Origin of the sequence: Nostoc sp. NZL, from assembly GCF_015714705.1 — a bacterium.
Taxonomy (GTDB): Bacteria; Cyanobacteriota; Cyanobacteriia; order Cyanobacteriales; family Nostocaceae; genus Nostoc; species Nostoc foliaceum_A.
In genome coordinates this window covers 1-25,376 of the sequence record NZ_WBKL01000019.1, presented here as the reverse complement: position 1 = coordinate 25,376, position 25,376 = coordinate 1, and the positions used below count along the sequence as shown (strand labels likewise).

The following is a 25,376-nucleotide window of genomic DNA, read 5'->3' as shown; positions in this document are numbered from 1 at the left end:
GTCCCCTTGTCTCCTTGTCCTCCCCTGCCTCCCCTGCTCCCTACTTCACTGGCCAGGGAATCATCGGGTCATTCGCCAGCTTTTTCGAGACTTCGTATGCCCCAAAGCGGTTGAGGTGGCTGGGGTCAGAAAAGTAGTCATTTGCTTTTGGCCACTGTTGACTCAAATCTCGATAAATAAAGTTGGGACTAGTAGCTAGACGCAACATATATTCCTGAAATTCTTGCTCATGTTGTTTACGCACGGGATCTAAATAATCTCCCGTGAGAGGCATGTTGACAAACACTAAGGAAATTTTCTGAGACTGGGCAAACTGAAGCACTTCTTGAAAGGCAGCATCTTGCTGTCCTTCTACTTGGAAAGATTTATAGTCGTTGTCGTAATTTCCGGGAACTCTAGAATGTTTTTGATAGTATCTAGCAGGATTGAAGCGAATAGATAAAGGTAGAAAGCCATCAAAATCAACTGCTTGCTGGGAAGTACTCTCATCTGAAGTACCATCTGTTAGCTGTCTCTGTGATGCAACTGTCTGATTATGACCAAGTATCAGCAGTTGTTTTTGCAGTAAGCTTTTAATTTGGTCGCGGTTTGGGTAGCTAGCAGAAAGAGATGCTAGAGCCTGATTTAATGACTGATTAACAGCTTCATAGGTGCTAATCTCCTGTTTTTCTTCCTTTGTCTTTTGTTGTCCCGAATTTACCGTATTTTCGGTGGAATCACTGCTATTGGCAGTTGTTGGGGTTTTTTGGAATGCTTGTTTATAACCAGCTGATGCCGCAATGGATTTAAAGGTAATATCCTCGCGTCCACCGTTGAAAGCACGAGCACCATCTGCCCAGAGAATTATTTTAGGCAGTTCTGATGGTTCCAGTACGTGGCGAATCACAAAGTCTACAACTTGTGCGGTAGCACCGTTGATCCCAAAGTTAAACACGTCAATATTTGGATAGCCCTGAGTGGCTAAAGCTTTAGAAAGCGCTGCTGGATCTACTCCCCTGAGGGCGCGGGAGGAGCCAATAATTAACACATCTGGAGGACTACCAGTTGTAGCTAAACGCTGTTTATATAATGCTAGTTGCTCGTCTAACTGCCTAACATTGAAACTTGGCATCTGCGATCGCGCCGCTAAAAGAATAGCAGTAGCGGTTGCTTTTTCCTTCAGTGGTGCGGCTGCCAAATTATTTGTCGGAGTATCATCACTTTGGGTGAACTCCGAAGCATTAAATACAGAACTCTGATTTGGAGGAGATTTTGTCTTGGAAGTGCTGCTAAAGAATGTCGTTTTCTCTTGCTGAGTTTTCCCAGATGTCAAAGATGCCTTTTGCCCAGAAGATGATGGGAGCGAGATATTACCGACTTTTGGTGAACTTGGCGTACTTCGTGCAATAATTCGACCCAACACCCAATCAGTTTGGAGGGTAAGCAATAATCCCAGTGTCCCCCAGACTAAAGCAATCTTAAGTCCTTGAACATCAGGGTTTTGTTCTGCTGACTGGTGGCTTTCGGTAAATAGCTGGCTTTTCAACAGGAATTTTTTCGCGGTTGCACTCGCCGTTGCCGTCCAATCTCGCGCTACTTCTGTTACAAAACTTTGAACTTCTTCTGTCGTTAAGTCTGGGCGCAAAATTGGCTCACTAGTCTCAGAGGTTACTAAATCGTTAACGTATTTAGAAGTAGCAGCAAATTCTGGGGTTGCTTCTGGTACTAAACGTTGGCGATGTTCAAGATCAACGCCATAATGCCAAAAAGGTTCTTTATTCCCAGCCCGGCGACCGTAGACACGTACTCCCATAATACCGGGAATTTTTAAATGGCGGATAAACTGCGTAATTTTACTTGCTACTTGTTGACGCGCTGGACAAACAGGTGCATCACACATGATGTGCAATAAACCATTTTTGTTTAGTAGCAGTATGCGAATTCCACCTGTCAATAAACGCCAATCCAAGTCAGGATTGAGTAAGCGCTCCAGTAAAAATACGATGGCTGGTTCATCGCCAGTATTTGCCAAATCTAAGGGTGATATGGCAAAGGCGGGGTACTTGGCAGCGGGTAAAGCCAGCCAATCAATCCAAGTGGGTTGCTCGCCTGCTTTTTGCCCGTATACGGTGGCGGCGAGAATGCCTTGAGGAGCGATCGCTTCTAGCTGGGGTAAAATCGCTTCTAAGCACACTTCCTTGTCGGGGATTGGCGCAGTTCCTAAGGGATCAAAAGCTGGGATACAAAAGATATGTAGTGTTGATTCTTTCAGAGAAACTTGGACACCAACTTTTAACCCTGACAATACCTCAGTTAATAATCGAGCGATCGCTTGGACATCTCCCCAACGCGCCCACTCCTTCAGCATTACCTCTGGTGGCGTTAAATCCACACGCAGTAGCCAATCAGGCGCAGTTTCGCCACTCACCTGGGAAACAATTACTGCATCTTGGTAGCCAGAAAGCTTGAGATAACGCAACTTTTGTGCTATTGGTTCAGCAAGCAATGATGCATCAGGGCTATAGCTTGAATGGCAAAATATCCACAGGCGATTTTCTTCCGGCTGAGAGTTCTTTGGCTTATATGGCTTAATTTTTGCCTGTACCGATACACCTAACGTACTCAGAGTTTCGCTGAGATATCGAGCGATCGCCTCTGGGTTACCTTGGCGTGCCAAACTTTCGTTAGAGACAATCAGCGCCCCACCCGATTGTTTTGATTTTTCCGAATCTGCTAGCAAGGCTTGCTCCACCTGCTCCAGATGCTTATCTATTTGATTCAAGTAAACCCGATGGCACCATTTGGGGCGCTGTTCCCCTTTTCTTCGGCCATAGACAAATACTTGATATATTGATGGTTGTTCGTTGCTTGTAAGGATATCTAAGTTTGTTTGCTGTAGTGCTTGTAGCAAGTCAGACAAAGTATGCCAACGCTGCGGACATTCTGTACCTTCACAAAGAATATGAAGGTCATTTCCCCGTAACCGGACTTTCACCCCAAAAGTGTTGATCCCTGTTGCTTGGCTCACCCACTGCACTAAGGATTGCTGGCGATCTGGTAATACTGTTTTCATGGGAAGTTAACTTTACAGGAAGCGATTGTTGGGGGATAGTGCCTGCACTTGTAAACTAGAACCATAGGTCTATCACACTCTGACGTTTTTTTTTAACAATTTTGTTACCTTCGTAGCTCACAAAATCGGCCAAGATAGTCTTGTACAGGTTGCAAGTCTGACTAATGTTGAGTTTTGCGTTTATTTTACTAATAGGGAGTCAGAATTCAGAAGTTAGAAGCCAGGAGTCAGAATAATTCTATATGACTGGCTGATGACTTATCGTTTAAAGCCGGACTCGCGTCCCACTAAGCTAACGGCCCTAATGGGCGAAACAAACAACCAGCTTATCTCATTAAAACTCCATCCCTTTATTGTTGGAGTTATCTTAACTTCTAACTACTAACTCCTGTACAGACGCGATTAATCGCGTCTCTACTCTTAATTCCCATAACCAAGAATTAGCAATGCCTCCTGCCAACCAAGAACCTTCAACTAACCCCGCATCCAATCTGGATTTGTTTAGCATTCCCCAATCTTTCCTTTTACAAATAGGTACAGCGTCTATATTACTGCTGCTCATTACAGGAAAAACCACAGTAAGAGCACTAGAAGCTATAGGGGAAGCCAGTGAAGAATTATTTCGAGGCGATCGCCTACCGATTCTCGACTTCCCAGAGGATCACGAAACTAATCAAACTTAGAAAATATACAGCAAATAATTATTTGCTCAGGAACAACTCGGTGAGCATTCAGTAGAAAACCTAGAAGCGTAAACAGTAATTAGCTTTACAACAATAGAGAATATGGGTTCCCTTTTATACTCTTCGTCTCAAACTGCGGATATATACCCGGTGTCGGAATTATTTTTGCGTCATCGTCTCCAGGTAGTGGAAGAATTGTGGGAGTCAGTTCTCCGGCAAGAATGCGGTCAAAACATGGTAGATTTGTTGCGGCAGTTGCGCGATTTGTGTTCACCAGAAGGACAAGCAACAAATGACCAAGCATCCTCAGCCGTAAAATTGATTGAACAACTAAATATCAACGAAGCAATTCGCGCGGCTCGTGCTTTCGCTCTATATTTTCAGTTGATTAACATCATAGAGCAGGAATACGAACAACGGCAGCAATTGAGTCGCTATGAGGCAGAAACAGAGGCAATAGGCCCAGAAACAGCTTCCAATGTCAATTATTCGTCCAATCAAAGAGAAGATGACGCGCCTGTTAGCAGGGGAATAGCAGCAGACTTGCTGAGAAAGAGTTATCTAGAAAAAGCTCAAGTCAAACCAAAAGGTACTTTCGCTGCCTTATTTCCCTATTTATTCAAACAGAATGTCCCACCCCAGCAAATTCAACGTTTAATTGCACATCTAGATGTGCGTTTAGTTTTCACAGCGCACCCGACAGAAATTGTTCGTCATACCATCCGGGATAAGCAGCGACAGGTGGTACAACTCTTGCAAAAACTGGATACCTTAGAAAACCATTTTGGTGCTACAACCGGGGGATATGCTTGGGAAGCAGCAGATGTCCGCGAACAATTGCTCGAAGAAATTCGCCTGTGGTGGCGTACAGATGAACTTCACCAGTTCAAACCTACAGTGCTAGATGAAGTAGATTATGCGCTCCACTACTTCCAAGAAGTTCTATTTGATGGTATTCCTCAACTTTATAAACGTTTTAAACACACTCTATCCAGCACCTTTCCTTGGCTAGAACCACCGAGTAAAAACTTTTGCTCTTTCGGTTCCTGGGTAGGCTCAGACAGGGATGGAAACCCATCAGTCACACCAGAAATCACCTGGCAAACAGCTTGCTATCAGCGCAAAATGGTGTTGGGGAGATATATTCAATCAGTGAAAAATCTGATTGAATTGTTGAGTGTGTCGATGCATTGGAGCGATGTCTTACCAGATTTGCTGGAATCTCTAGAATTGGATCAGTCCCAATTGAGTGAGGTATACGATGCACTGGCGCTGCGTTATCGACAAGAACCATATCGGCTCAAACTGGCTTATGTGCTGAAACGGCTAGAAAATACTCGCGATCGCAATCTAGCTTTGTACAATCGGGAAACGCCAAAAAATCAAGATAGTCCCCTGTATCGTTCGGGAGCCGATTTTTTAGCAGAACTGCGGATGATTCAGCGCAATTTGACAGAAACAGGTTTAAGCTGTCGAGAATTAGAAAATCTGATCTGTCAGGTAGAAATTTTTGGCTTTAACTTGACACAGCTAGATATTCGCCAAGAATCATCCCGCCACGCCGATGCGTTGAATGAAATACTCGAATACCTGCAAATATTACCTCAACCTTACAACGACCTATCTGAGGAGCAAAGAGTCGCTTGGCTCACAGGAGAACTGCAAACCCGCCGGCCATTAATTCCAGCAGAATTGCCATTTTCGGAAAAAACCAACGATGTAATTGAAACCTTTCGCGTCGTGCGATCGCTGCAACAAGAATTTGGTCTTAATATCTGCCAAACTTACATTATCAGCATGTGCCGCGATGTGAGCGACGTGCTAGAAGTACTGCTGTTAGCCAAAGAAGCCAGACTTTTTGACCCCGCCATTGCTGTCGGAACTATTCAAGTTGTCCCCCTATTTGAAACAGTAGAAGATTTACAACGCTCCAGAAGCGTCATGCGGAAACTGTTTGAACTCCCGTTATATCGCGCTTTGTTAGCCGGTGGCTACGAACAGACAAAAGCAGAGGATACCGATGAAAATTCATCCTCCCCCCTTACCCCTAACTTGCAAGAAGTGATGCTGGGGTATTCTGACAGCAACAAAGACTCTGGGTTTTTAAGTAGCAACTGGGAAATTCATAAAGCCCAAAAATCACTGCAACAAATAGCAGAAAACTATGATTTAAATTTGCGGATTTTCCACGGACGCGGCGGTTCTGTGGGACGGGGTGGCGGCCCTGCTTACGAAGCGATTTTGGCTCAACCGGGTCATAGTATTAATGGGCGAATCAAGATTACCGAACAAGGAGAAGTTTTAGCTTCCAAATACTCCTTGTTGGACTTAGCTTTGTACCACATGGAAACCATCACCACTGCTGTGATTCAAGCTAGTCTGCTGCGGACAGGGTTTGATGATATTGAACCCTGGAATGAGATTATGGAAGAATTAGCAGCGCGATCGCGTCAACATTATCGTGCTTTAATCTACGAACAGCCTGATTTTGTTGACTTCTTCCACCAAGTAACCCCCATTGAAGAAATTAGCCAACTGCAAATCAGTTCCCGTCCAGCCCGCCGCCCATCTGGTAAGAAAGATTTAAGCAGTTTGCGAGCTATTCCTTGGGTATTTAGCTGGACGCAAACCCGCTTTTTGCTTCCTTCCTGGTATGGCGTTGGCACAGCTTTACAAGAATTCTTGAACGCAGAACCAGAAGAACACTTGAAATTGCTACGCTACTTTTACGTTAAGTGGCCCTTTTTCAAGATGGTGATTTCTAAAGCCGAAATGACCTTGGCAAAAGTAGATATGCAAATGGCACATCACTACGTCCAGGAATTATCAAAACCAGAAGATCAACTTCGTTTTGCCAAGGTTTTTGACCAAATTGCTAGCGAGTTCTATCTCACGAGAGATTTGGTATTAAAAATCACCGATCACAATCAATTGTTAGATGGTGATCCTGTATTGCAACGATCTGTGCAGTTACGCAATGGCACAATTGTACCCTTGGGATTTATCCAAGTTTCACTACTTAAGCGCCTACGGCAGTCCCTAAATACTAATGCTACTTCTGGAGTCATCCACTCTCGTTACAGCAAAGGCGAGTTATTACGAGGGGCATTATTAACTATTAATGGTATTGCAGCTGGGATGAGAAATACAGGTTGATTGAGAATGGGGCATTGGTTTTTGATTAATGACTAAAAACAGAATTTTAATTTGCACTTTTTTGGCACTATCGTCAGGTTTTTTTGGTGCTTACACCAGTGGGCAAATCACCATAATGTTGCATAGCCAAAAGTGTCAAAATCAACCTTGGGGTTTAAAAGAGATGTGCAACGCTTGGATGACACCAGGAGCAATATGGCAAGGCAGCACAACAGGGCTATGGACAGGAACAGTTTTAGGGGCGTTTGTTGGTGGTTTGGTGACGCGACAAGTTCGTGATTAGTCTAGCGTGAGTTCGACGAACCTCTCCCTGCTTGAACTTCAGTTCAAGTCTGTCCCTCTCCGAGTCGGAGAGGGACGGTTTTGCGTAGTAAAATCAGGGAGAGGTTTTTTGATTCAGATCATTAGACAGAGTTAATCAAGATAAATTTCTCATACCAATTCAAATAATGTTTGCGACACATCAATTATTCGTAAGGGCACAACATTGTTGTGCCCCTACCCATCTGTCGCATTCTTTTTTCAAATTGGTATCACCTAAAGAATTGTAATTAATCCTCGGCAGCAAAAAAGCTAGTAGGCAAGTTTGGTATCAGCAAGGCTGGTAAAATCTACCCATAGCGAACAAGAGTAAATCACCATGCCTACCGAAACTAACCCAGGAAACCAAACCACCACAGGTGCTGATGCTATTGATGAAGCGATCGCACAGGGAATTGATTTTGATGGTTCTCCCATTCCACCTGCCAAGCTAGACCTTTATGGTAAAGTTATGGCCCTAGAAGGCAATAGACAGCGCAGTGGCGTATCTAATACGATGCGATCGCGCATTGTGCGAATTGGCGCAAAACATATTCCTCAAGCAGAACTCGACCAATTACTTGTAGATGCTGGTTTCGCACCCTTAAAAGAGAAAGAAATTGCCTTTTTCTATAGTGGCAAATAATTGTTAATGTTTTACAACAGGTTTCATTTTTTTGAACCAAATATGTTAAGGGGCACAGCAATGCTGTGCCCTCAATTCTTTACCTCAAACATCCCAAATTGCCATCGGCATTTTGGGGATGAAAAGCTTGGCAAACGGTATTCTTTTACGCTCAAATACTGTAACGCCAATTGAATGTTTACACTATGCTTTGAATCTGCCGACATCGGTTGTGATTACCGGAATTGACAGCATGGAGATTTTAGAGCAAGCCTTTGAAGCAGTGCGGACGTTCCAGCCAATGAACGACGAGCAGGTGCGTAGGCGAAGCCCGTCGTAGACATCACTCTTAGCAAAAACGACAGAAGCGGCATCACGCGGCGAGTTTGAGCCTTTCAAAACCTCATCAATCTTTGACAGCACTGCCCAAAATCCAGATTGGCTAAGAGAGGAACCACAGCGCCTCCAGCAATTGATGTCAGCGTGATACTTTCTTAAATATGGGTCAGATAGCGATCAAGCCCAAGCGGTTGGACTTAAGAAAAAATCAGAACGCAAGCGTCCCAATCGTAAAAAGTCAGTTGCGATGGCGTAACCGCCCGCCCGAAGCGATGGTCTCCGACCGACCGGAGGTCATCGTAAGTTAATTAACTGAAAAGCGATCGCTGACTTTTTTCTAAGTGCGATGTCTAACGACAAGCCGCTACCCGTCTACGCCCATATCCAAAATCTATGAACTGTTTAATTTGATCCTTAATTACCAGCAAAAAAAATCTTTACTCAAAATTCAATCTATCAAAATAGTGAATTCGTTTAATAACTAATGATGCAAGAACTTCTATCTAGGGATCGATATGTCTCATAAGCTAAATGAAGTAGAAATAGTATACTAAGTCACATGAGATTGTATTCTATGAAATTGAATTATGTTACAAAACAGCTTTCTACGGTAAAACGCTGGATGGCTACAACACTGTTTTGTATGTTAGCGATCGCTTTCGTTTGGCAAGGTGCATTTTTATCGAACACTTCAGCAATGGCTGCTCCTACTGCAACCTTGATTGCATCGTCAGATGCAGGCGATAAAGTTCAAGAAAAAACCAGTAAAGATGCTGGACGAGCTAAAAATTTCATCGAAGATACAAAAGATAAAGTTAAGGAAGCTGCCAAAAGTAACGCCAGTAAAGTTGATCAAGCAACAGACAATGGTAGTTTTGCTGAACGCAAAGCAAAGAGAGATGCGGCTACAATTCAGAGAAGAGCAGACGAAGATTCGGCTCGGACTAAAGAAGCAGTAGACAACACAAAGAATGTTGTTGAGCGCACTGTTGATAACATCAAGGATGCTTTTGGTAAATAGTAATCCTATTTGATTTCGTTCAAATCGAAAGATTTAGATTCCCGACTTATTAGAAAAGTCGGGAATCTTGTTATTTACAAACAATTTAGGATAGTCTAAATTTATTGCACAGATTAATTTATCCACTCTGTGCTATGATCCTTGCAATCATGTTATTTGCTAGTTATGTAAGAAGTAAGACAAAATTTTATAATTAATTTAGAAAGATTATTTTACTAAAAAAATACTGAGTTTAGCTAAAAAAGTTGAGTATTTTTACATACATATTTTGTGCACCCAGATGAACTGGCGATCGCTGAAAGAATTATCTGCTATTAACTAATAAGAGAAGAAATAATTGCTAAATATTTGCCATAAAATATGCTGAACATATAGTTAAAATGAGATATTGAGCTTTCTTTCGTAGTAGCTTGAAAAGGTAAAAGTAAGTGATCTACTTAAGAAATTTCCGCAATCTCCTTCGTATAGCTTAGTTTTTTATACGGGCTATCGTGAATTTTTAAGTAACATTACTTATTGACAAATCTGCTATTGCTTTAGCTTGTTAGAACTTCGTTTTGACGAATTGTTAATGGGTAACAAATTTTTCACGATTATCAATTACGAAGTTATACTTTCCGCTACAACTTAGTAACAATGTAAGAGTCTGATTATGTAAACAACCCGACCGTGGGAAAATCAAAATACCGAAAACCTGAAATTAGAGAGGAAAACCCTATAATATGCATCTGAGCGAAATCACCCATCCTAATCAGTTGCACGGTTTATCTGTTCGCCAACTGCAACAGATTGCCCGTCAGATTCGAGATAAGCATCTCCAAACCGTAGCAGTTAATGGTGGACACTTAGGGCCAGGGTTGGGTGTTGTCGAATTAACACTAGGACTTTACCAGACACTGGACTTAGATCGGGATAAAGTTATTTGGGATGTAGGACACCAAGCTTATCCCCACAAACTCCTTACCGGACGTTATGATCGCTTCCACACCCTCAGACAAAAAGACGGAGTTGCAGGTTATCTCAAACTCTGTGAAAACAAGTTTGATCACTTTGGGGCTGGACATGCTTCTACAAGTATTTCAGCAGCATTGGGTATGGCTTTAGCACGAGACTTGAAAGGTGAAAAATTTAAAGCCGTTGCTGTTATTGGGGATGGGGCGCTGACTGGGGGTATGGCTTTAGAAGCCATCAATCATGCCGGACACATGCCCAAAACTAACTTGTTGGTTGTTCTCAACGACAACGACATGTCTATATCTCGCAACGTCGGCGCGATTCCCCGCTATCTGAACAAAATGCGCCTCAGCCAACCCGTGCAATTTATTAAAGATAATCTTGAGGAACAATTTAAGCAAATTCCCTTCGTGGGTGAATCTTTGTCTCCTGAACTCGGACGCATCAAAGAAGGTATGAAACGTTTGGCTGTTCCCAAAGTAGGTGCAGTTTTTGAAGAACTGGGCTTTACCTACATTGGGCCAGTAGATGGGCATAATCTCGAAGAATTGATTGCCACCTTCCAACAGGCACATCAGATAACAGGCCCAGTTTTGGTACATGTAGCAACAGTCAAAGGTAAAGGCTATGAAATTGCCGAATTAGATCAAGTTGGCTACCACGCCCAAAGCCCCTTTAACGTCGCAACTGGTAAAGCTATCCCTTCCAGTAAACCCAAACCCCCGGCTTATGCCAAAGTCTTTTCTCACACTCTGGTGAAACTTGCCGAACAAAACCCGAAAATCGTCGGTATTACTGCGGCTATGGCAACGGGGACAGGCTTAGATAAACTTCAAGCCAAACTGCCCAATCAATATGTTGATGTCGGTATTGCTGAACAACACGCAATCACCCTAGCAGCAGGGCTTGCAACTCAGGGTATGCGCCCCGTTGCCGCCATTTATTCTACCTTCCTGCAACGCGCTTATGACCAGATAATTCACGATGTCTGCATCCAAAACCTGCCAGTATTCTTCTGCTTAGATAGGGCAGGAATTGTCGGATCTGATGGCCCCACCCACCAAGGTATGTATGACATTGCCTATCTGCGTTGCATTCCCAACATAGCAATAATGGCACCTAAAGACGAAGCAGAATTGCAACGCATGGTAGTAACTGGTGTTAACCATACCAGTGGCCCGATCGCAATGCGTTATCCTCGTGGCAATGGCTACGGCGTTCCCCTGATGGAAGAAGGTTGGGAACCTTTGGAAATCGGCAAAGGAGAAATTTTGCGTACAGGCGATGACGTGTTAATTGTTGCTTATGGCACAATGGTTTATCCAGGAATGCAAGCTGCTGAAATTCTTAGCGAACACGGCATTGAAGCAACTGTAATTAATGCGCGTTTTGTTAAGCCTTTGGATACCGAGCTGATTTTGCCTTTAGCTAAGAAAATCGGCCGCGTTATTACCTTAGAAGAAGGTTGTATTATGGGTGGCTTTGGTTCTGCGATCGCTGAAGCCTTAATGGATGCAGATATTCTCGTTCCTGTCAAGCGATTTGGTGTGCCAGATGTCTTAGTAGATCATGCTGAACCCAATGAATCTAAAACAGAACTAGGTTTAACTAGCCATCAAATAGCAGAGAGAGTCTTGCAAGCTTTCTTTAAGCAGCAAGTATCTGCTGTGGTTTAGTTAATCCTTTGTAAAATAAATCGCCCACACTTGTGACTCAGGTGTGGGCGATCGCATCAAAATTTAGGAAAACTTTCCTACTTAACTGTTAACTGTCAACCGTCATCAGTCTTTCGTGTTATCCCATCCTCTTTTAGGGGTGGGATGAGCTTAACTATTTATAGTTAATAATTATTGCGAAAAATCAAACAGTTGGTTCCTGGTATTTGACTCCTCGTTTTTGATGACGGTCATTAGCAACGATAGGATAAACAATGTTGCGTAACCGATTGATCGCACCGACAGGACGATGCACTGCTAGACCATTCCCAGGAGAAAAACTAAGATTTTCTCCAAAGTCATCTTCTTTGTCAGAGTTAACCTTCTGATGCTTAACTGTTAGGCGACCAACTGTAATGAAGGGTGATTCCTCTTCATTCCAAACAATGGTGCTATCATCAATGGACATTTCTGGGCTAGTTTGAAATTGAATTTGAAAGTCCCAACTATATTCAGCATCAGGCTTTGTTAAAGCTTGAATGATATCCTCTCGGTAGTAGTTGTCTTCTGAACCTGAGGCTTTGGCACGCTGAAGCTCACTTTGTGGTCTGGATTCGAGAGGAAGTTGTTGATGAGGTGGTTGACTGGAAACTGGAGTAAATGCATATTTAATCACAACTGGATATTCCACAGGAATTCGACCTGGTTGGGATGGGTCAAAATCAGATTTGAGTCCCAAAGAATACGCTGAAGCACTCCAATAACGTTCTTTGAGCAAACTCTTGGGAAACCGTTTGAAACTGGTTTGTAAAAGAGTGGATTCGTAGGGATGCAACTTTAGCCATAAAAGTACCAACAGCTTAAAAAGCGGAAACAGCCCTGCTCGATAAACCGCCAAAAAAAAGCTGTAGAAGTCTTTGATGTTTCTAACAAAAAAGAGTTCGGTATTGTGGACAATAATATCTTGGGTTTTTAACTCGTGACTTTGCGGTAGTCGTTCTCCTTCTACCTCCATCACTTTTACGGACATGGAACGCGTATCTCCTTCATAATCATTCTTTACTGAAAACGCACCACTTGCAAATCGTAGCCAAACCGGATATTGTTTCGGTTTTGCAAATAAACCTTGTTTTAGGGAAATAGCTCTAAATTGAGCTTCAGTTAATGAGGTGCGTTTGCTTAAATCCTGCTTAATTGCTGCTTCATCAAAATCAAAGATTTCTAAAGTTCCTTGAACAGCAGCGTGGGTTTTAGCGTGAGTATCTCTCTTTGCAGTTTTTTTCTTCTTACCTCCGTAAAGATTTTCCATATTCTTTTTGACTAGCTCACTCATGAGAGCGCAATATTTTGCTTCGTCTTTTTCTGGATATTCGATAAATAGCTTCATTTTTGAAAAGATAGGATTAACTAATCAATTGAGTTTATTTGTAGCTGCATCGCTATTCGTAGGGTGCGTTAAAATTTGCTATAACTTACCCTACAAAATACGATATTAAAATCTCTTAAAGGTCAAAAGTAACTTTGTACTTTTTGTCTGATGGAGGAACATTACGATTAACTAAATCTGAGACTGTGTTAGTATTCTGAAGAATTTCCCAGCCTACAGGAGAAAAAGTCTCTTTATTGAAGATATTGGGTGATAGCAAAGGATTAGTTAGTGCTTGAGAAAAAGCATCAATTCCAATTAAGCGTGCTACGAGAGGAGGGATAGTTGAATTTTTTCGTCCATCCTCGGCATAAAGCCCTACAAAAAACTCAATATTATCAACATGACCATATAATTCTTTGAGTTTCTTTTGAGCAAATTCATCGCCGGTAACTTGTTCAAATGTAGTCACTCTGGGAAAACCACACATTTCACGATAATGGTTGTAGCTTGCTAATTGCAGCTGTCGTCCCAGTCGGATTGAGGGTAATTCAGTTAACTCAACCAATATATCAGGGGTGTTAAATAAACCAATTTTTGTACCTGCTTGAGAACAAGTTTCTTCCATCAATGCCCCTAAACCTTTGTCAATAAACATTTTATTGTTCCAAAGAGATGCAGCAATATGGGTTGGTTTACCGTTATATTTAAAGGTTTCTGGAATCGCACTATGCCAGCGATAAACAAAGTCAAACTCAATTGCCATAAAATTGGGACGATGCCAACTTTCTTTTGTAAAAGCTTCAGGATCAGCAAATAACTTAAAGTGATAAGGAGTTATGTGGTTAATGTACTCCTCCATAATGATTTTCAGAATAATCGCCATGAGAATATTTCTCGATGTTTGGAATAGGCGTTCATCATCCCAATCTGGATAATTGCTTGCTAATTCATCACAAAGACGATTATGTTCCCGAAGACATAAAGTATTGAGCATTACATAGCCAATTTGCACATTTGCTCTTTCTACTCCCATAGCAAACATATATTGCTTTTTATCTACGGGCTGTCTTTTTTCATCATTAAGTGGTTGATAAAGACCCTCAAATTCAGGCTTAACTTGATCCTGTGCTGCATCAGCATAATAAAATAAGGGGTATTCTTCCTCTACACCATCTTGGCGTTTGAGTTTTTGAGTCTTTAGTTTACCTCCTTGAAAGGTTCTTAAAAGATGTGTTTGTTTTCTGGTTAAACCATAAACATTACACAAATCAATTTCATGGTTGGAAGTATTTTTGAGTTTATTGTAGTGGTCAAGGCGAAGAAAGCTATCTGTAAACCACTGTACCCAATAGGGAAACAGCATGGTTGATTTACTAGAATAAATGGTTTTACCATCTCTTTTACGGAAGAGAATAGCTAGGTCTTCAACTTTGGGTAGATTACCCTCAGCGTTTAACTTGGGATCGGGTGGTAGATGTCGTCCTGTATAAGTGCGATCGTTGAGTGATTCCCAGGAAGTATAAGTATCAGTTTTCTTAGGAATTTTAGTATCAGGAATATACTCATCTAGAGTCATCATACTATAGGGATTAGGACGAGTCGGAATTTTATAGATGAGACTATTAAGCAAAATTTTATTAACTTTTCGTGCAACGGATTTGTTACTTTGCAGAAGTTTCCAAATCGATTTAAAGTTTGTTAAAACTAATGTTTGAAGTTTGTTACCTAACCCGTCTTTGGATGTATCTCTTTTTCCAGTCATAATTATTTTTACCTTCTTTTTTGCAATTCTCTATTCAATACACCAGAAATTTCTCTGCTTCAATTATCCAAATTGGTCCAGGTTATTTCAGTTTGGAAATAATCTTTTGTAGATTCTTGGGTCGATAGTCCTTGCGACTTTTCAAACGGTAGATTGCGCTTTCATGAAGGTCTTCAATAACATCGCTGACATCACGAAACTTGATTCCTGCCAATTTAAAGAATCCAACATTGTTCTTAAAGTCACATTCATAATTGGGATTAATGCCTGTTGGAATCACACTTGTATCGAAGTCAAGCCCTAATCCTAGTACACCGATAGAATCAATCATCCACTGTAAAGCAGCATCTGATAACCCACTGTGTTCTTCGGTTCCACCGCCAACGCAACCATGTACACCTGGAAACCACTTTTGAATTACTTTCTGGTTTTCAGCTTCAGGATGCTTTTTCATGGGGGTGACATCAAAGATTTCGCGGATTTCATCAATCGCTATCGCATGCAATGCATTCTGAATACATTTGTTTAAAGTAGTGTCATGGAATCTGTACCGCTTATTCAGCTGTTCGCTCAACTTGCTGAAGGCGGGTATCCCAGGAATACCAAGAGCACCAACGGTATCAAAACAACCTAGTAAGGTGATTGGGACGCGATCGCCATAAGTTTGACGGTATTCCACAGCTTCCTTATCTTTGGGCTTAATACCTCGTTTACGGTAAAGCTCATAAGCATCATGTGCTTTGGTGATATGGGGGCGATTTAGAAGACCAGAGCAATAGATCATCCCTGCTAGACTTCTAACTGTGTAAGCACCGCGACTGAAGCCGAACATATAGATTTCGTCACCAGGAACATAATTGAGACTTAGAAATCGGTAGCCATCTTCTATATTTCTATCGATTCCTAGTCCGGTAGCTCCGCCTAAAACCTTTTGACCCTCGGTTCCAACACCCTCGTCATAAAAAACGATCTGTGTAACCCCATCACTGGCTATCGGTTTCACCGATTGAGCTAACTTAACCACATTGCTTGGGTAAAGACTTGTTAATTGTTGCCAAGTTCCATCACAGCAAATGACAAGACGTTTCATAGTTCTATTTCAAAGCCTTTGAGTAATTCGTTCAACTTTTTATCAAGGTGTGAGTTTGGTATGGAGTTAGGGCAAATGCATTTAATATGTCTATTTTTATAAATGCTTTAGCGAAGCATCCTCTCACCTTTTTTATGAGAATGCAAGGACAGTTAAGACAGTTAAGCAGGAATTCGTTAAATAAATATTAAGTTATTAAGTAAACATCCGCGCTGCGTCTCTCTACGTTCCCTGCGGGAAGCTTACGCGAACGCACGGGGAACGTAGAGAGCGTCTTGTTCGCACTTGGGGAGACTACCAAATAATTATTTTGTGTGGGTCTTAACCCCTTTTTTCACCCATTTATCGCACAGAATTCATTGTGAATTTTGACTTTTAACACCTGAATTCCGTTTTAATAAAAATCTAAAAATATTTAATTAAATCTTGGTTTTTAAAATTAAATTATCAAGATACATTCAAATAAAAATATTGCCTATTCACAAAGGCAGCGGGAAGCCCACTTACTTTTTGGGGTGTCCGGGATAGCTGCCCCGCCGCTGATGACTGTTGACTGTTAACGTGAAATCCCATCCTCTTTTTAAGGGAGATTTAGGGGGATCAAAAAAGTTAGGAGGCTAAACGAGTAGCTTGTAAACACGCAGCGATCGCCACGAATTTTACAACACTTAGATAAAATAGCCCAGCTGTTGCGTTCTACTCGTCCAACGACGGGCGGTAAATTTATTTTGGGCAATTAGCCGAATGATGAAAGCCGAGTCATCAAATACGCAGAGGTGGATTGCACACAACCAAGAAGCGGTATAGAGTTAAGTCGCCAGCATTTTCCAATATTCAGTAGAAATGTTTATGCTGATTGTGCAACATGGCTATATAAAACAATAGTCCATTAAATCTCTAAGTAAAAATCTGAAAGTGCCCACACTGGGCTTCGCCCTGCTAAGGCTAACAGATGGAACCAGATGTTAACGCAACTCTAGGGCAGAGTATGACTAATCTTTTACTAGCTTCGGTATTATCTACACCCATTAAAGACCCAGTACCGGTTTTTCTTATGATTTTGGGGATTATGCTGATTGCACCCCTGCTATTTGAGAGAATCCGACTACCAGGTATTGTGGGATTAATTCTGGCGGGGGTCATAGTCGGCCCGAATGGACTGGGATTATTGGCACGGGATAACACAATTGTGCTTTTGGGCACAATTGGTTTGCTGTTCCTCATGTTCATGGCAGGACTGGAAACTAGCTTGGATGACCTGAAATATAACGCTGATAAGGCAGTCATATTTGGACTAGCTACCTTTGGTGTGCCGATGGCATTAGGTACCGTAGCCATGATGGCGATCGGCTATGGTGTATTACCTGCCATCCTAGTAGCATCTTGTTTTGCTTCCCATACGCTACTAGCACTACCGATTGTTAGTAAATTGGGAATTATGCGCTCTCAAACATTGACTACCACTCTCGGAGGCACATTAATCACCAATGTTTTGGCACTTTTGGTTTTAGCGGTGGTAGTCAGAGCGCATGAAGGGAGTTTAAGCCTACAGTTTTGGTTATTTCTGATTCCTTCACTGATTATCTACACATTTCTAACGTTATGGGGTGTACCTCGTCTTGGCCGCTGGTTCTTTCAACGGTTTGGACATGATGAAGGAGCAGAGTTTACCTTTGTTCTAGCTACCCTGTTTGTAGTTTCCTATGGGGCAGAATTAATCCAAATTGAGCCAATTATTGGCGCTTTTTTAGCTGGAGTTGCTATTACCCAGCTAATTCCGCAACTTAGCCCTTTGATGAATCGGATTCAATTTATCGGGAATACGCTGTTTGTACCCTTTTTCTTGATTTCTGTGGGAATGTTGGTTAATCCCCTGATTCTGATTCAAGAACCGCGATCGCTCCTAGTATCTGTTGTCATGGTAACTGTTGCCATCATCGCCAAGTTCATTCCTGCATGGGGTTCGGGCAAGTTATTTGGATTCAACTTTGACAATATTATGTTGATGTTTGGGCTATCAGTAGCTCAGGCCGCCTCTACCCTGGCTGCAATCACCGTTGCTTACAAAATCGAGTTGGTCGATCAGTTAACAGTGAATGGCACGATCGCCATGATTTTAGTTACCTGCATTGCTTCTCCTTGGGTAACAGATCGGTGGGGGAAAAAAATCAAGCCAGGAGAGGCTAGTATTTCAACTCATCAGCTAGGAAGTCTGGGCGATCGCGTTTTAGTCCCAGTTGCCAACCCCAGCACTGAAGATAACCTGCTCAAGTTGGCAATACTCCTAGCAAAATCAGCGACGGGTACTTTATTGCCACTCCACATTTTAATTGAGCAAAATTCCCCCATTCCTCTAGAGGACAAAACCAGACAAAGCCAATTACTATCAACCGCAGAAATGATTGCCCATGCTGCGGTTGCTAATGTTATTCCCATTGGTCGGATTGACGAATCAATTGATAAGGGAATTGCTCGTGTGGCAGAAGAAAAGCAGGCCAGTGTGATTGTCTGCGGCTGGAAAGGTTACTCTACTTATCAGGAAAATCTCTTTGGTGGTGTGATTGACAAGATTGTAAATCGCAGTGCAGTGCCTGTTTTGGTAACTCGATTCCCATTGCCAATTGAGCATACAACACGAGTCTTTTTGGCTTTTACCACTCAACAAACTTATGCTAGTTCTTTTGGAGAGAGTATCCAATTAGCCAAAAGTCTGGCAACGGAACTCAAAGCATCGCTGCAACTTTTACAAGTTGTAACAACACGAGGAGTAGCTATCGATTTGAGTAATACGGGATTGCCAGAAGATACACCGATTCAAAAAGTGCGAGGCAATTTTGTGCAGCAAGTTTCTCGTTTACTCAAAACCAACGATCTGCTAGTGTTAAGCGGGTCTGTTGAAAAGAAAACTCAACTAGTTTCGCTTTTAGGTCGGATACCAGAAGCGATCGCTCGCAATCATCCTGAAGTTGCTATGATTATTGCCTACTTTCCCAAATAGCCCCAAGATTGTGAATAAGTAGGGGAGCAGAGGTGAGAATGTCCAATCCTCAATACCCAATACCTTCCTATGACTTTTGAATTTTGAATTCGGAGCGAAGCGACGTGACACCTTCTATAAACCAGGTTTATCCCGTTATTTGGCACAACAACTCAGTGTCACTAATTGATCAAACCCGCTTACCAAACGAATATACATTTGTGGAAATTCACCGCAGTGAAGATATGGCGCGGGCAATTAAAACGATGATTGTTCGAGGTGCGCCGGCAATTGGTGTGGCTGCGGCTTATGGAATGTATCTTGGTGCAAGGGAAATTGAAACAAGCGATCGCCACGAATTTTTGCAACACTTAGATAAAGTAGCCCAGTTGTTGCGTTCTACTCGTCCCACGGCGGTGAATTTATTTTGGGCAATTAGCCGGATGATCAAAGCCGCCTATGAAACGCTGGGAAGTGTAGAAGATATCAAGCAAACCCTTTTCCAAACAGCCCAAGCGATTAATATTGAAGATTTACAAACCTGTCAAGCGATCGGTGACAATGGTTTGGCAGTTTTACCTACTACCCCAGAAAAGCTACGGTTACTTACTCACTGCAACGCTGGGGCATTAGCTACAGCCGGATATGGCACAGCCTTGGGTGTTGTGCGTTCCGCTTGGAGGGAAGGACGTTTAGAACGTTTATTTGCCGACGAAACCCGTCCCCGCTTGCAAGGCGCAAAACTCACCACTTGGGAATGTGTGCAAGAAGGTATTCCAGTTACATTAATTACTGATAATATGGCAGCCCATTGCATGAAACAGGGTTTGATTCATGCTGTAGTTGTGGGTGCCGATCGAATTGCTGCTAACGGCGACACTGCTAACAAAATTGGTACATACAGTGTAGCGATCGCAGCTAGAGCACATAATATCCCCTTCTTTGTGGCTGCACCCCTTTCCACCGTTGATTTTGAATTAGCCGATGGTAGCAAAATTCCTATTGAAGAACGCGATCCAACAGAAATATATCAAGTCGGGGATACTATTCTCACACCTGAAGGTGTCGATTTTTACAACCCAGCTTTTGATGTCACCCCAGCCGAATTGATTACAGCCATCATTACAGAGAATGGAGCGATCGCACCTCATCAATTAGCAAAATCACAGATAAAGCAATTAGTATAATTGACGTTTAAATTGATGGGTAAATAAGTTCGTAGTAAGGACTTTAGTCCTTGATCTTCTAAGCACTAAAGTGCTTACTGCAAACCCTCAAAACTAGCTTAAAACCTGTACCTCTCCGATTCGGAGAGGTACAGGTTTTACGTAGTAAAACCAGGGAGAGGTCTTTTATTCGACTAATTAGCCCTAGTAGACTTAACCAAAATGCTGAATAATTGCCTCGGCAAATTCAGAACATTTTAAGGGTTCAACAGGCGGTTCTAGCAACCGGGCTAAATCGTAGGTAACTTGACTACTCGCGATCGCATCGCTTAAACCTTTCTTAATTAGGTCTGCGGCTTCTTGCCAACCCATAAATTCCAGCATCATCACACCAGACAAAATCACTGAACCAGGATTAATCCGATCTAAGCCGGCGTGTTTGGGTGCAGTGCCGTGGGTAGCTTCAAATATGGCACTAGAATCACCAATATTTGCCCCTGGGCCCATTCCCAAACCACCAACAATGGCGGCGGCGGCATCAGACAAGTAATCGCCGTTCAAGTTCATCGTCGCCAGAATCGAATACTCATCTGGTCTGGTTTGGATTTGTTGAAAAATACTATCAGCAATCCGGTCATTTACCAAAACTTTCTCTTTCCATTTGCCCTCGCCGTGGGTTGCCCAAATTGAGTTAAGAACAGTTTCAACTTCCTTGACAATTTGCGCTTTCTTCTCTTCGGTGAGACTATCAAACCCAGGATCAATCTCGCGGGCGTTTTCTTCCAAGGAAATATTCGGATTTTTTTCCTTGTTACTCAAAATCCAAGATTCCCGTTCGGTGACAGTTTCTTGGCGAAATTCACTGGTTGCTAATTCATAACCCCAATCACGGAAAGCGCCTTCGGTGTACTTCATGATGTTGCCCTTATGCACCAAAGTCACTTGTTGCTTGTTTTTGGGCAATAGCAAAGCGTGTTTGATGGCACGTCTGACTAGGCGCTGAGAGCCAGTTTTGCTGATGGGTTTGATGCCAATACCAGAATCAAGAGGAATGCGTTTTTTCCCGTGTTCTGGGGTGGCGGGGATCAGTTCTTCATTGAGAATTTTAATTAAGCGATCGCCGATTTCGCTACCTTGTCGCCACTCAATGCCTAAATAAATATCTTCCGTATTCTCTCGATAAACAATTACATCCAGCTTTTCAGGATTTTTGTGAGGTGAGGGCGTACCTGCATAGTAACGGCAAGGACGCACGCAAGCATACAAGTCAAAAATTTGCCGCAGTGCCACATTTAAAGAACGAATTCCTCCCCCAACTGGAGTAGTCAAAGGCCCTTTAATAGCTACACCATATTCTTCAATTGCCGTGAGAGTGTCTTGAGGTAAATACTGATAAGTCCCGTATAAATCACAAGCTTCATCGCCAGCGTAAACCTTGAACCAGCTAATTTGACGCTGACCCTTGTATGCTTTGGCTACAGCAGCATCTAAAACTTTTTGGGTAGCAGGCCAGATGTCTATACCTGTACCATCGCCCCGAATAAAGGGGATAATTGGATTGTCCGGTACGATTGGTTCACCATTTTTGAAGGTGATTTTTGCTCCGGCTGCGGGGGGGGTAATCTTTTCGTACATCGTTCACACACTCCTAATCGATACGCTGCTATTCAAAAAACCTTATGTGGCAGGCTTGTATATTTTGCTATGTCTTTTGTTCACCAAGCCATAAGGCACAGATTTTCCCCCTATTCCCCTTGTACATTATTTGGGGATTAAGTGTGGGATTCAGTGAAGCGATCGCAATTTTGTACGATCAAAAATAGTAAACTACTTTTCGCTATCAATGCTTCACCTTGGAGGAGCCAGATAGCTTACCGCTCTTTCACTGACCGTTAAAACGAGAATGGCATGACAGACCCAATGATTTTATCAGGCCCTGCTAATGACATCGACTCCCTCCGACGACCGTTAATCGCTGGGTCTGAAAAAGTCCAACAGCAGATAATCCCACAGTTAGCTGAGTTGGGTAATGAGGGATTAGACGTGTTGATGGAATTTTTACTGAAACGACGTGAGAACCCAGCAACTTGGGTTGATGGCAAAGCTTACCAAGTCCTCTATAACTCTGATGCACCTCAAGCCAAAGAATTTTTGCGCTCTTGTTTTCCTGAAGGAATTGTACCTCTAAAATCAGAGTGCGGGATTAACTACAATTCTTTGCAACAACTACTAGCTGTTCAAGACTTCCAAGCAGCCGATCGCGTCACCATAGAAAAAATGTGTGAACTATCGGGGCCAACGGCTGTACAACGAAAATGGTTGTATTTTACTGAGGTAGAAAATACCTCTGCTGTTGACTTACAAACCATTAACAATCTCTGGTTAGTCCACTCTGAAGGTAAATTTGGCTTTTCAGTGCAGCGAGAAATCTGGTTAAGTTTGGGTAAAAATTGGGAGAATTTCTGGCCGAAAATTGGCTGGAAAGAAGGTAATAACTGGACGCGATACCCTAACGGGTTTACTTGGGATTTAAATGCGCCTAGAGGTCACTTACCCCTGTCTAATCAACTTCGGGGAGTACGAGTCTTTGCTTCTTTACTCTCTCACCCTGCTTGGACACAGTTATGAGTTAGAAGTTATTAGTTATGAGTTGAAGAGGTTTAAAACTCAAAACTCAAAACTTAAAATTCCTAACTCCTAACTCCTAACTATTAACTTTAATCAGATAATGGCAAACGTTCGTCTAGAAGATATTAAGCGTAGGTTTAATAATGTCACCGCGATCGAGGATATTACCTTTGAAATTCCCGATGGTGAGTTTTGGGTTTTAGTTGGGCCATCAGGTTGTGGTAAGTCGACAATTTTGCGAACGATCGCTGGTTTAGAAACCGCTACATCTGGCAAACTCTATATTGGCGATCGCTTGGTGAATAATATCCCAGCTAGACAACGGGATGTGGCGATGGTGTTCCAAAACTACGCTCTCTATCCTCACATGAGCGTGGCGGAAAACATCGCCTTTGGCTTGCAAATGCGAAAGGTTGACTCGAAAATCATTCAAGAACGAGTGATGAATGTGGCGCGATCGCTTTCTCTAGATCACCTGCTAGATCGTAAACCCAAACAACTTTCTGGGGGACAGCAACAACGGGTAGCATTAGGGAGAGCGATCGCTCGTGAACCACAAGTGTTTTTACTTGATGAACCTTTATCTAATTTAGATGCCCAATTGCGCGATGATACAAGGGCAGAATTGAAACAGTTACATCAAGAATTAGGCATTACAACAATTTATGTTACCCACGATCAAGTTGAAGCGATGACTTTGGCTGATAAAATTGTTGTGCTAAATCGCGGGCGGATTCAACAAATTGGCGATCCCCAAACTATTTATGCAAGTCCTGCTAATCAGATGGTGGCAAGTTTTTTAGGCAGTCCACCAATGAATATTTTGCCTGCAATCTATGAAAATAACGGTTTCGATGTGAGTGGACAGTTATTAACAATCCCGGCAGTTGTGAAAGAAAAATTACATTTGCGTCACGGACACAGCTTTGATTTGGGGATTCGTCCAGAGCATATCAAAATCAACACTGACTCAGAACGGGCTGAACGCCCCGCTACCGCTAACAGTACTCAAAACTCAGGACTGTTGTTGGTTGAAGTTAAACTAGTGGAACCTTTGGGAAGGGAAACTTTGATTCGTGCTGGTTTACCTGGTTCGGCGGTAGTTTTGAATATTCAGGTGAGCGGGGATGTGCGTCTGCGTCCAGGCGATCGCCTTTCTCTACAACTCGATTTAAATAAATTGTTTGTGTTTGATCCCAAAACTGGCGACAGAATTTTACCTCATGAGTGACTCTGGCTTTAAGAAGATGTTTAAAAAGTATTGCATGAAACATCAAAAGCCTCAGATATAACCCCTTTACCTACAAGAGAATGCGGGTTTCAAAGATTATCAAAAGCACGAGACAGCAATAGAAGTGAGGTTTTGAGTATACTTATTGACTTTTAAAATAACTTCTAAGGTGGATCTTTACTTTTATTTTATAAATAGTTTCTTGAACTGCCAAAAATAATTGCCAATTCCCAATTTTTTGTAGCCAGAATCTAAGAAAATAAAAACTGCAATAGAGACTTAAGGGATTCGCTGCAAAAACTTATATGACTATTAATCGACGCAATTTCTTGTTTTTAGTAACAGTAGGTGTGGGTGCTTTTACATTACATGCTTGTGCATCAGAGAAATCTCCTCAGGTAAACACTGCAACTCCCGACACAACACCAAATACAACACCAAATACAACACCAAATACAACAGGGGCTATCCAACTACCACCTTTAACTTACGCCTACGAAGCACTGGAACCACACATCGATGCCAAAACGATGCAGTTTCATCATGATAAACACCATGCAACTTATGTGAAAAACCTGAATGCGGCGTTAGAAAAACACCCAGAACTGAAAGGCAAAAGTATTGAAGAACTGTTACAGAGGCTTGACAATGTACCACAAGATATTCGTAGAACAGTACGCAATAATGGCGGTGGTCATGTCAACCACTCAATGTTCTGGGAAATTATGAAGCCGAAAGGTGGCGGAGAACCAACAGGAAATATAGCCTCCGCGATTAATCAAAATTTTGGATCTTTTGCAGCTTTCAAAAAACAGTTTAACGAAGCTGGTGCTGGTCGTTTTGGTAGTGGTTGGGTTTGGCTAGTGCGTAACAAAGGTGGCAAGTTGGAAGTGACAACTACCGCTAACCAAGATAGTCCCTTAAGTGCAGGTAAATATCCTATTTTGGGTAATGACGTATGGGAACATGCATATTATCTCAATTACCAGAATCGCCGCGCCGATTATTTAGATGCTTGGTGGAACGTGGTTAATTGGGATGAGATTAACAAGCGGTTTGCAGCAGCCAGTAAATTAGCTTAAAGATTGGGACAAGGAGAGATAGAAAAAATAAAAAGTTAATCTTCCGCTCCTGTCAATTAGAGGAAAAGGGGCAGGGAGCAGGGAGCAGGGGGGGAATCGCCATACATAAATGTAGGGCTGCTCAACCAAGTAAGTATTATTTCTTTCTGCGAGATGCCAAAGGCGAAGGTATTACACATCTCGAAATAAATATTTTTACTTCTGGGCATCAATAAATTTATTTGCTCTGAAACTCTTGTGGCAGGGTAATTTAAATATCTTTCCCCCTGCCCCCTTCCCCCTGCTC

At 42.3% G+C, this 25,376-nt stretch carries 16 protein-coding genes and 1 pseudogene; 12 read left to right on the top strand and 5 right to left on the bottom strand.

The genetic code is table 11. The annotated features are described in order from the left end of the window. Nucleotides 1-40 precede the first annotated feature (40 nt). On the bottom strand, nucleotides 41-3,052 hold the full coding sequence (locus F8R90_RS02210) for a DUF1574 domain-containing protein (RefSeq protein ID WP_196509216.1): 3,012 nt from the start codon (nucleotides 3,050-3,052) through the stop codon (nucleotides 41-43). 446 nt (nucleotides 3,053-3,498) lie between these two features. Here F8R90_RS02210 and F8R90_RS02205 point away from each other — a divergent pair, with 446 nt between their 5' ends. The 7 genes and pseudogenes from F8R90_RS02205 to dxs all read left to right on the top strand — a co-directional run bounded on the left by F8R90_RS02205 (nucleotide 3,499) and on the right by dxs (nucleotide 11,806). Beyond that, complete coding sequence (locus F8R90_RS02205; RefSeq protein WP_190895357.1) at nucleotides 3,499-3,735, top strand: hypothetical protein; 237 nt, start codon at nucleotides 3,499-3,501, stop codon at nucleotides 3,733-3,735. A gap of 102 nt (nucleotides 3,736-3,837) precedes the next feature. Next, nucleotides 3,838-6,891 (top strand): phosphoenolpyruvate carboxylase, encoded by a 3,054-nt coding sequence (gene ppc, locus F8R90_RS02200; RefSeq protein ID WP_196509213.1) that lies wholly within the window; start codon nucleotides 3,838-3,840, stop codon nucleotides 6,889-6,891. Nucleotides 6,892-6,919: 28 nt separating this feature from the next. Further along, a complete protein-coding gene (locus F8R90_RS02195) occupies nucleotides 6,920-7,174 on the top strand; it encodes a hypothetical protein (RefSeq protein WP_190895355.1) in 255 nt (84 codons plus the stop codon). 357 nt (nucleotides 7,175-7,531) lie between these two features. Next, entirely contained in the window at nucleotides 7,532-7,837 is a 306-nt protein-coding gene (locus F8R90_RS02190) for a small RNA NsiR4-regulated ssr1528 family protein (protein ID WP_196509210.1), read from the top strand. A gap of 103 nt (nucleotides 7,838-7,940) precedes the next feature. Then, a pseudogene (locus F8R90_RS02185) lies at nucleotides 7,941-8,303 on the top strand (aldo/keto reductase); the annotation flags it as partial. 426 nt (nucleotides 8,304-8,729) lie between these two features. Further along, complete coding sequence (locus F8R90_RS02180; protein WP_196509207.1) at nucleotides 8,730-9,176, top strand: hypothetical protein; 447 nt, start codon at nucleotides 8,730-8,732, stop codon at nucleotides 9,174-9,176. 722 nt (nucleotides 9,177-9,898) lie between these two features. Continuing rightward, a complete protein-coding gene (gene dxs / locus F8R90_RS02175) occupies nucleotides 9,899-11,806 on the top strand; it encodes a 1-deoxy-D-xylulose-5-phosphate synthase (RefSeq protein WP_190895353.1) in 1,908 nt (635 codons plus the stop codon). Between the two features lie 184 nt (nucleotides 11,807-11,990). Here the strand turns inward: dxs and F8R90_RS02170 are convergent, their stop codons facing one another. The 3 genes from F8R90_RS02170 to F8R90_RS02160 form a co-directional block, all read right to left on the bottom strand. Beyond that, entirely contained in the window at nucleotides 11,991-13,172 is a 1,182-nt protein-coding gene (locus F8R90_RS02170) for a catalase (RefSeq protein ID WP_196509204.1), read from the bottom strand. Between the two features lie 115 nt (nucleotides 13,173-13,287). Further along, nucleotides 13,288-14,916: a peroxidase family protein gene (locus F8R90_RS02165; RefSeq protein WP_196509201.1), complete on the bottom strand. Its 1,629-nt coding sequence runs from the start codon at nucleotides 14,914-14,916 to the stop codon at nucleotides 13,288-13,290. Nucleotides 14,917-14,998: 82 nt separating this feature from the next. Continuing rightward, nucleotides 14,999-16,006 carry a DUF2235 domain-containing protein gene (locus F8R90_RS02160; RefSeq protein ID WP_196509198.1) on the bottom strand — a complete coding sequence of 336 codons (1,008 nt, stop codon included), beginning with the start codon at nucleotides 16,004-16,006 and terminating at the stop codon, nucleotides 14,999-15,001. Between the two features lie 988 nt (nucleotides 16,007-16,994). Here F8R90_RS02160 and F8R90_RS02155 point away from each other — a divergent pair. Then, on the top strand, nucleotides 16,995-19,004 hold the full coding sequence (locus tag F8R90_RS02155) for a cation:proton antiporter (protein ID WP_230966051.1): 2,010 nt from the start codon (nucleotides 16,995-16,997) through the stop codon (nucleotides 19,002-19,004). 104 nt (nucleotides 19,005-19,108) lie between these two features. Further along, entirely contained in the window at nucleotides 19,109-20,170 is a 1,062-nt protein-coding gene (gene mtnA, locus F8R90_RS02150) for an S-methyl-5-thioribose-1-phosphate isomerase (RefSeq protein WP_196509192.1), read from the top strand. A gap of 192 nt (nucleotides 20,171-20,362) precedes the next feature. Here mtnA and F8R90_RS02145 read toward each other — a convergent pair whose 3' ends face one another. Beyond that, nucleotides 20,363-21,784, bottom strand: coding sequence for an NADP-dependent isocitrate dehydrogenase (locus F8R90_RS02145; protein ID WP_196509189.1), 1,422 nt, complete (start codon nucleotides 21,782-21,784; stop codon nucleotides 20,363-20,365). A gap of 273 nt (nucleotides 21,785-22,057) precedes the next feature. Here F8R90_RS02145 and F8R90_RS02140 point away from each other — a divergent pair, with 273 nt between their 5' ends. From F8R90_RS02140 to F8R90_RS02130, 3 genes are all read left to right on the top strand, one after another. Next, entirely contained in the window at nucleotides 22,058-22,777 is a 720-nt protein-coding gene (locus F8R90_RS02140) for a GUN4 domain-containing protein (RefSeq protein ID WP_196509186.1), read from the top strand. A gap of 100 nt (nucleotides 22,778-22,877) precedes the next feature. Further along, entirely contained in the window at nucleotides 22,878-24,008 is a 1,131-nt protein-coding gene (locus F8R90_RS02135; protein WP_196509183.1) for an ABC transporter ATP-binding protein, read from the top strand. A gap of 305 nt (nucleotides 24,009-24,313) precedes the next feature. After that, complete coding sequence (locus F8R90_RS02130) at nucleotides 24,314-25,090, top strand: superoxide dismutase (RefSeq protein WP_196509180.1); 777 nt, start codon at nucleotides 24,314-24,316, stop codon at nucleotides 25,088-25,090. The last annotated feature ends 286 nt before the right edge of the window (nucleotides 25,091-25,376 follow it).

Coding starts and splice junctions, on each gene's coding strand:
- F8R90_RS02210 (WP_196509216.1), bottom strand. CDS start 3,052: ATGAAAACAGTATTACCAGATCGCCAGCAATCCTTAGTGCAGTGGGTG.
- F8R90_RS02205 (WP_190895357.1), top strand. CDS start 3,499: ATGCCTCCTGCCAACCAAGAACCTTCAACTAACCCCGCATCCAATCTG.
- ppc (WP_196509213.1), top strand. CDS start 3,838: ATGGGTTCCCTTTTATACTCTTCGTCTCAAACTGCGGATATATACCCG.
- F8R90_RS02195 (WP_190895355.1), top strand. CDS start 6,920: ATGACTAAAAACAGAATTTTAATTTGCACTTTTTTGGCACTATCGTCA.
- F8R90_RS02190 (WP_196509210.1), top strand. CDS start 7,532: ATGCCTACCGAAACTAACCCAGGAAACCAAACCACCACAGGTGCTGAT.
- F8R90_RS02180 (WP_196509207.1), top strand. CDS start 8,730: ATGAAATTGAATTATGTTACAAAACAGCTTTCTACGGTAAAACGCTGG.
- dxs (WP_190895353.1), top strand. CDS start 9,899: ATGCATCTGAGCGAAATCACCCATCCTAATCAGTTGCACGGTTTATCT.
- F8R90_RS02170 (WP_196509204.1), bottom strand. CDS start 13,172: ATGAAGCTATTTATCGAATATCCAGAAAAAGACGAAGCAAAATATTGC.
- F8R90_RS02165 (WP_196509201.1), bottom strand. CDS start 14,916: ATGACTGGAAAAAGAGATACATCCAAAGACGGGTTAGGTAACAAACTT.
- F8R90_RS02160 (WP_196509198.1), bottom strand. CDS start 16,006: ATGAAACGTCTTGTCATTTGCTGTGATGGAACTTGGCAACAATTAACA.
- F8R90_RS02155 (WP_230966051.1), top strand. CDS start 16,995: ATGACTAATCTTTTACTAGCTTCGGTATTATCTACACCCATTAAAGAC.
- F8R90_RS02145 (WP_196509189.1), bottom strand. CDS start 21,784: ATGTACGAAAAGATTACCCCCCCCGCAGCCGGAGCAAAAATCACCTTC.
- F8R90_RS02140 (WP_196509186.1), top strand. CDS start 22,058: ATGACAGACCCAATGATTTTATCAGGCCCTGCTAATGACATCGACTCC.
- F8R90_RS02135 (WP_196509183.1), top strand. CDS start 22,878: ATGGCAAACGTTCGTCTAGAAGATATTAAGCGTAGGTTTAATAATGTC.
- F8R90_RS02130 (WP_196509180.1), top strand. CDS start 24,314: ATGACTATTAATCGACGCAATTTCTTGTTTTTAGTAACAGTAGGTGTG.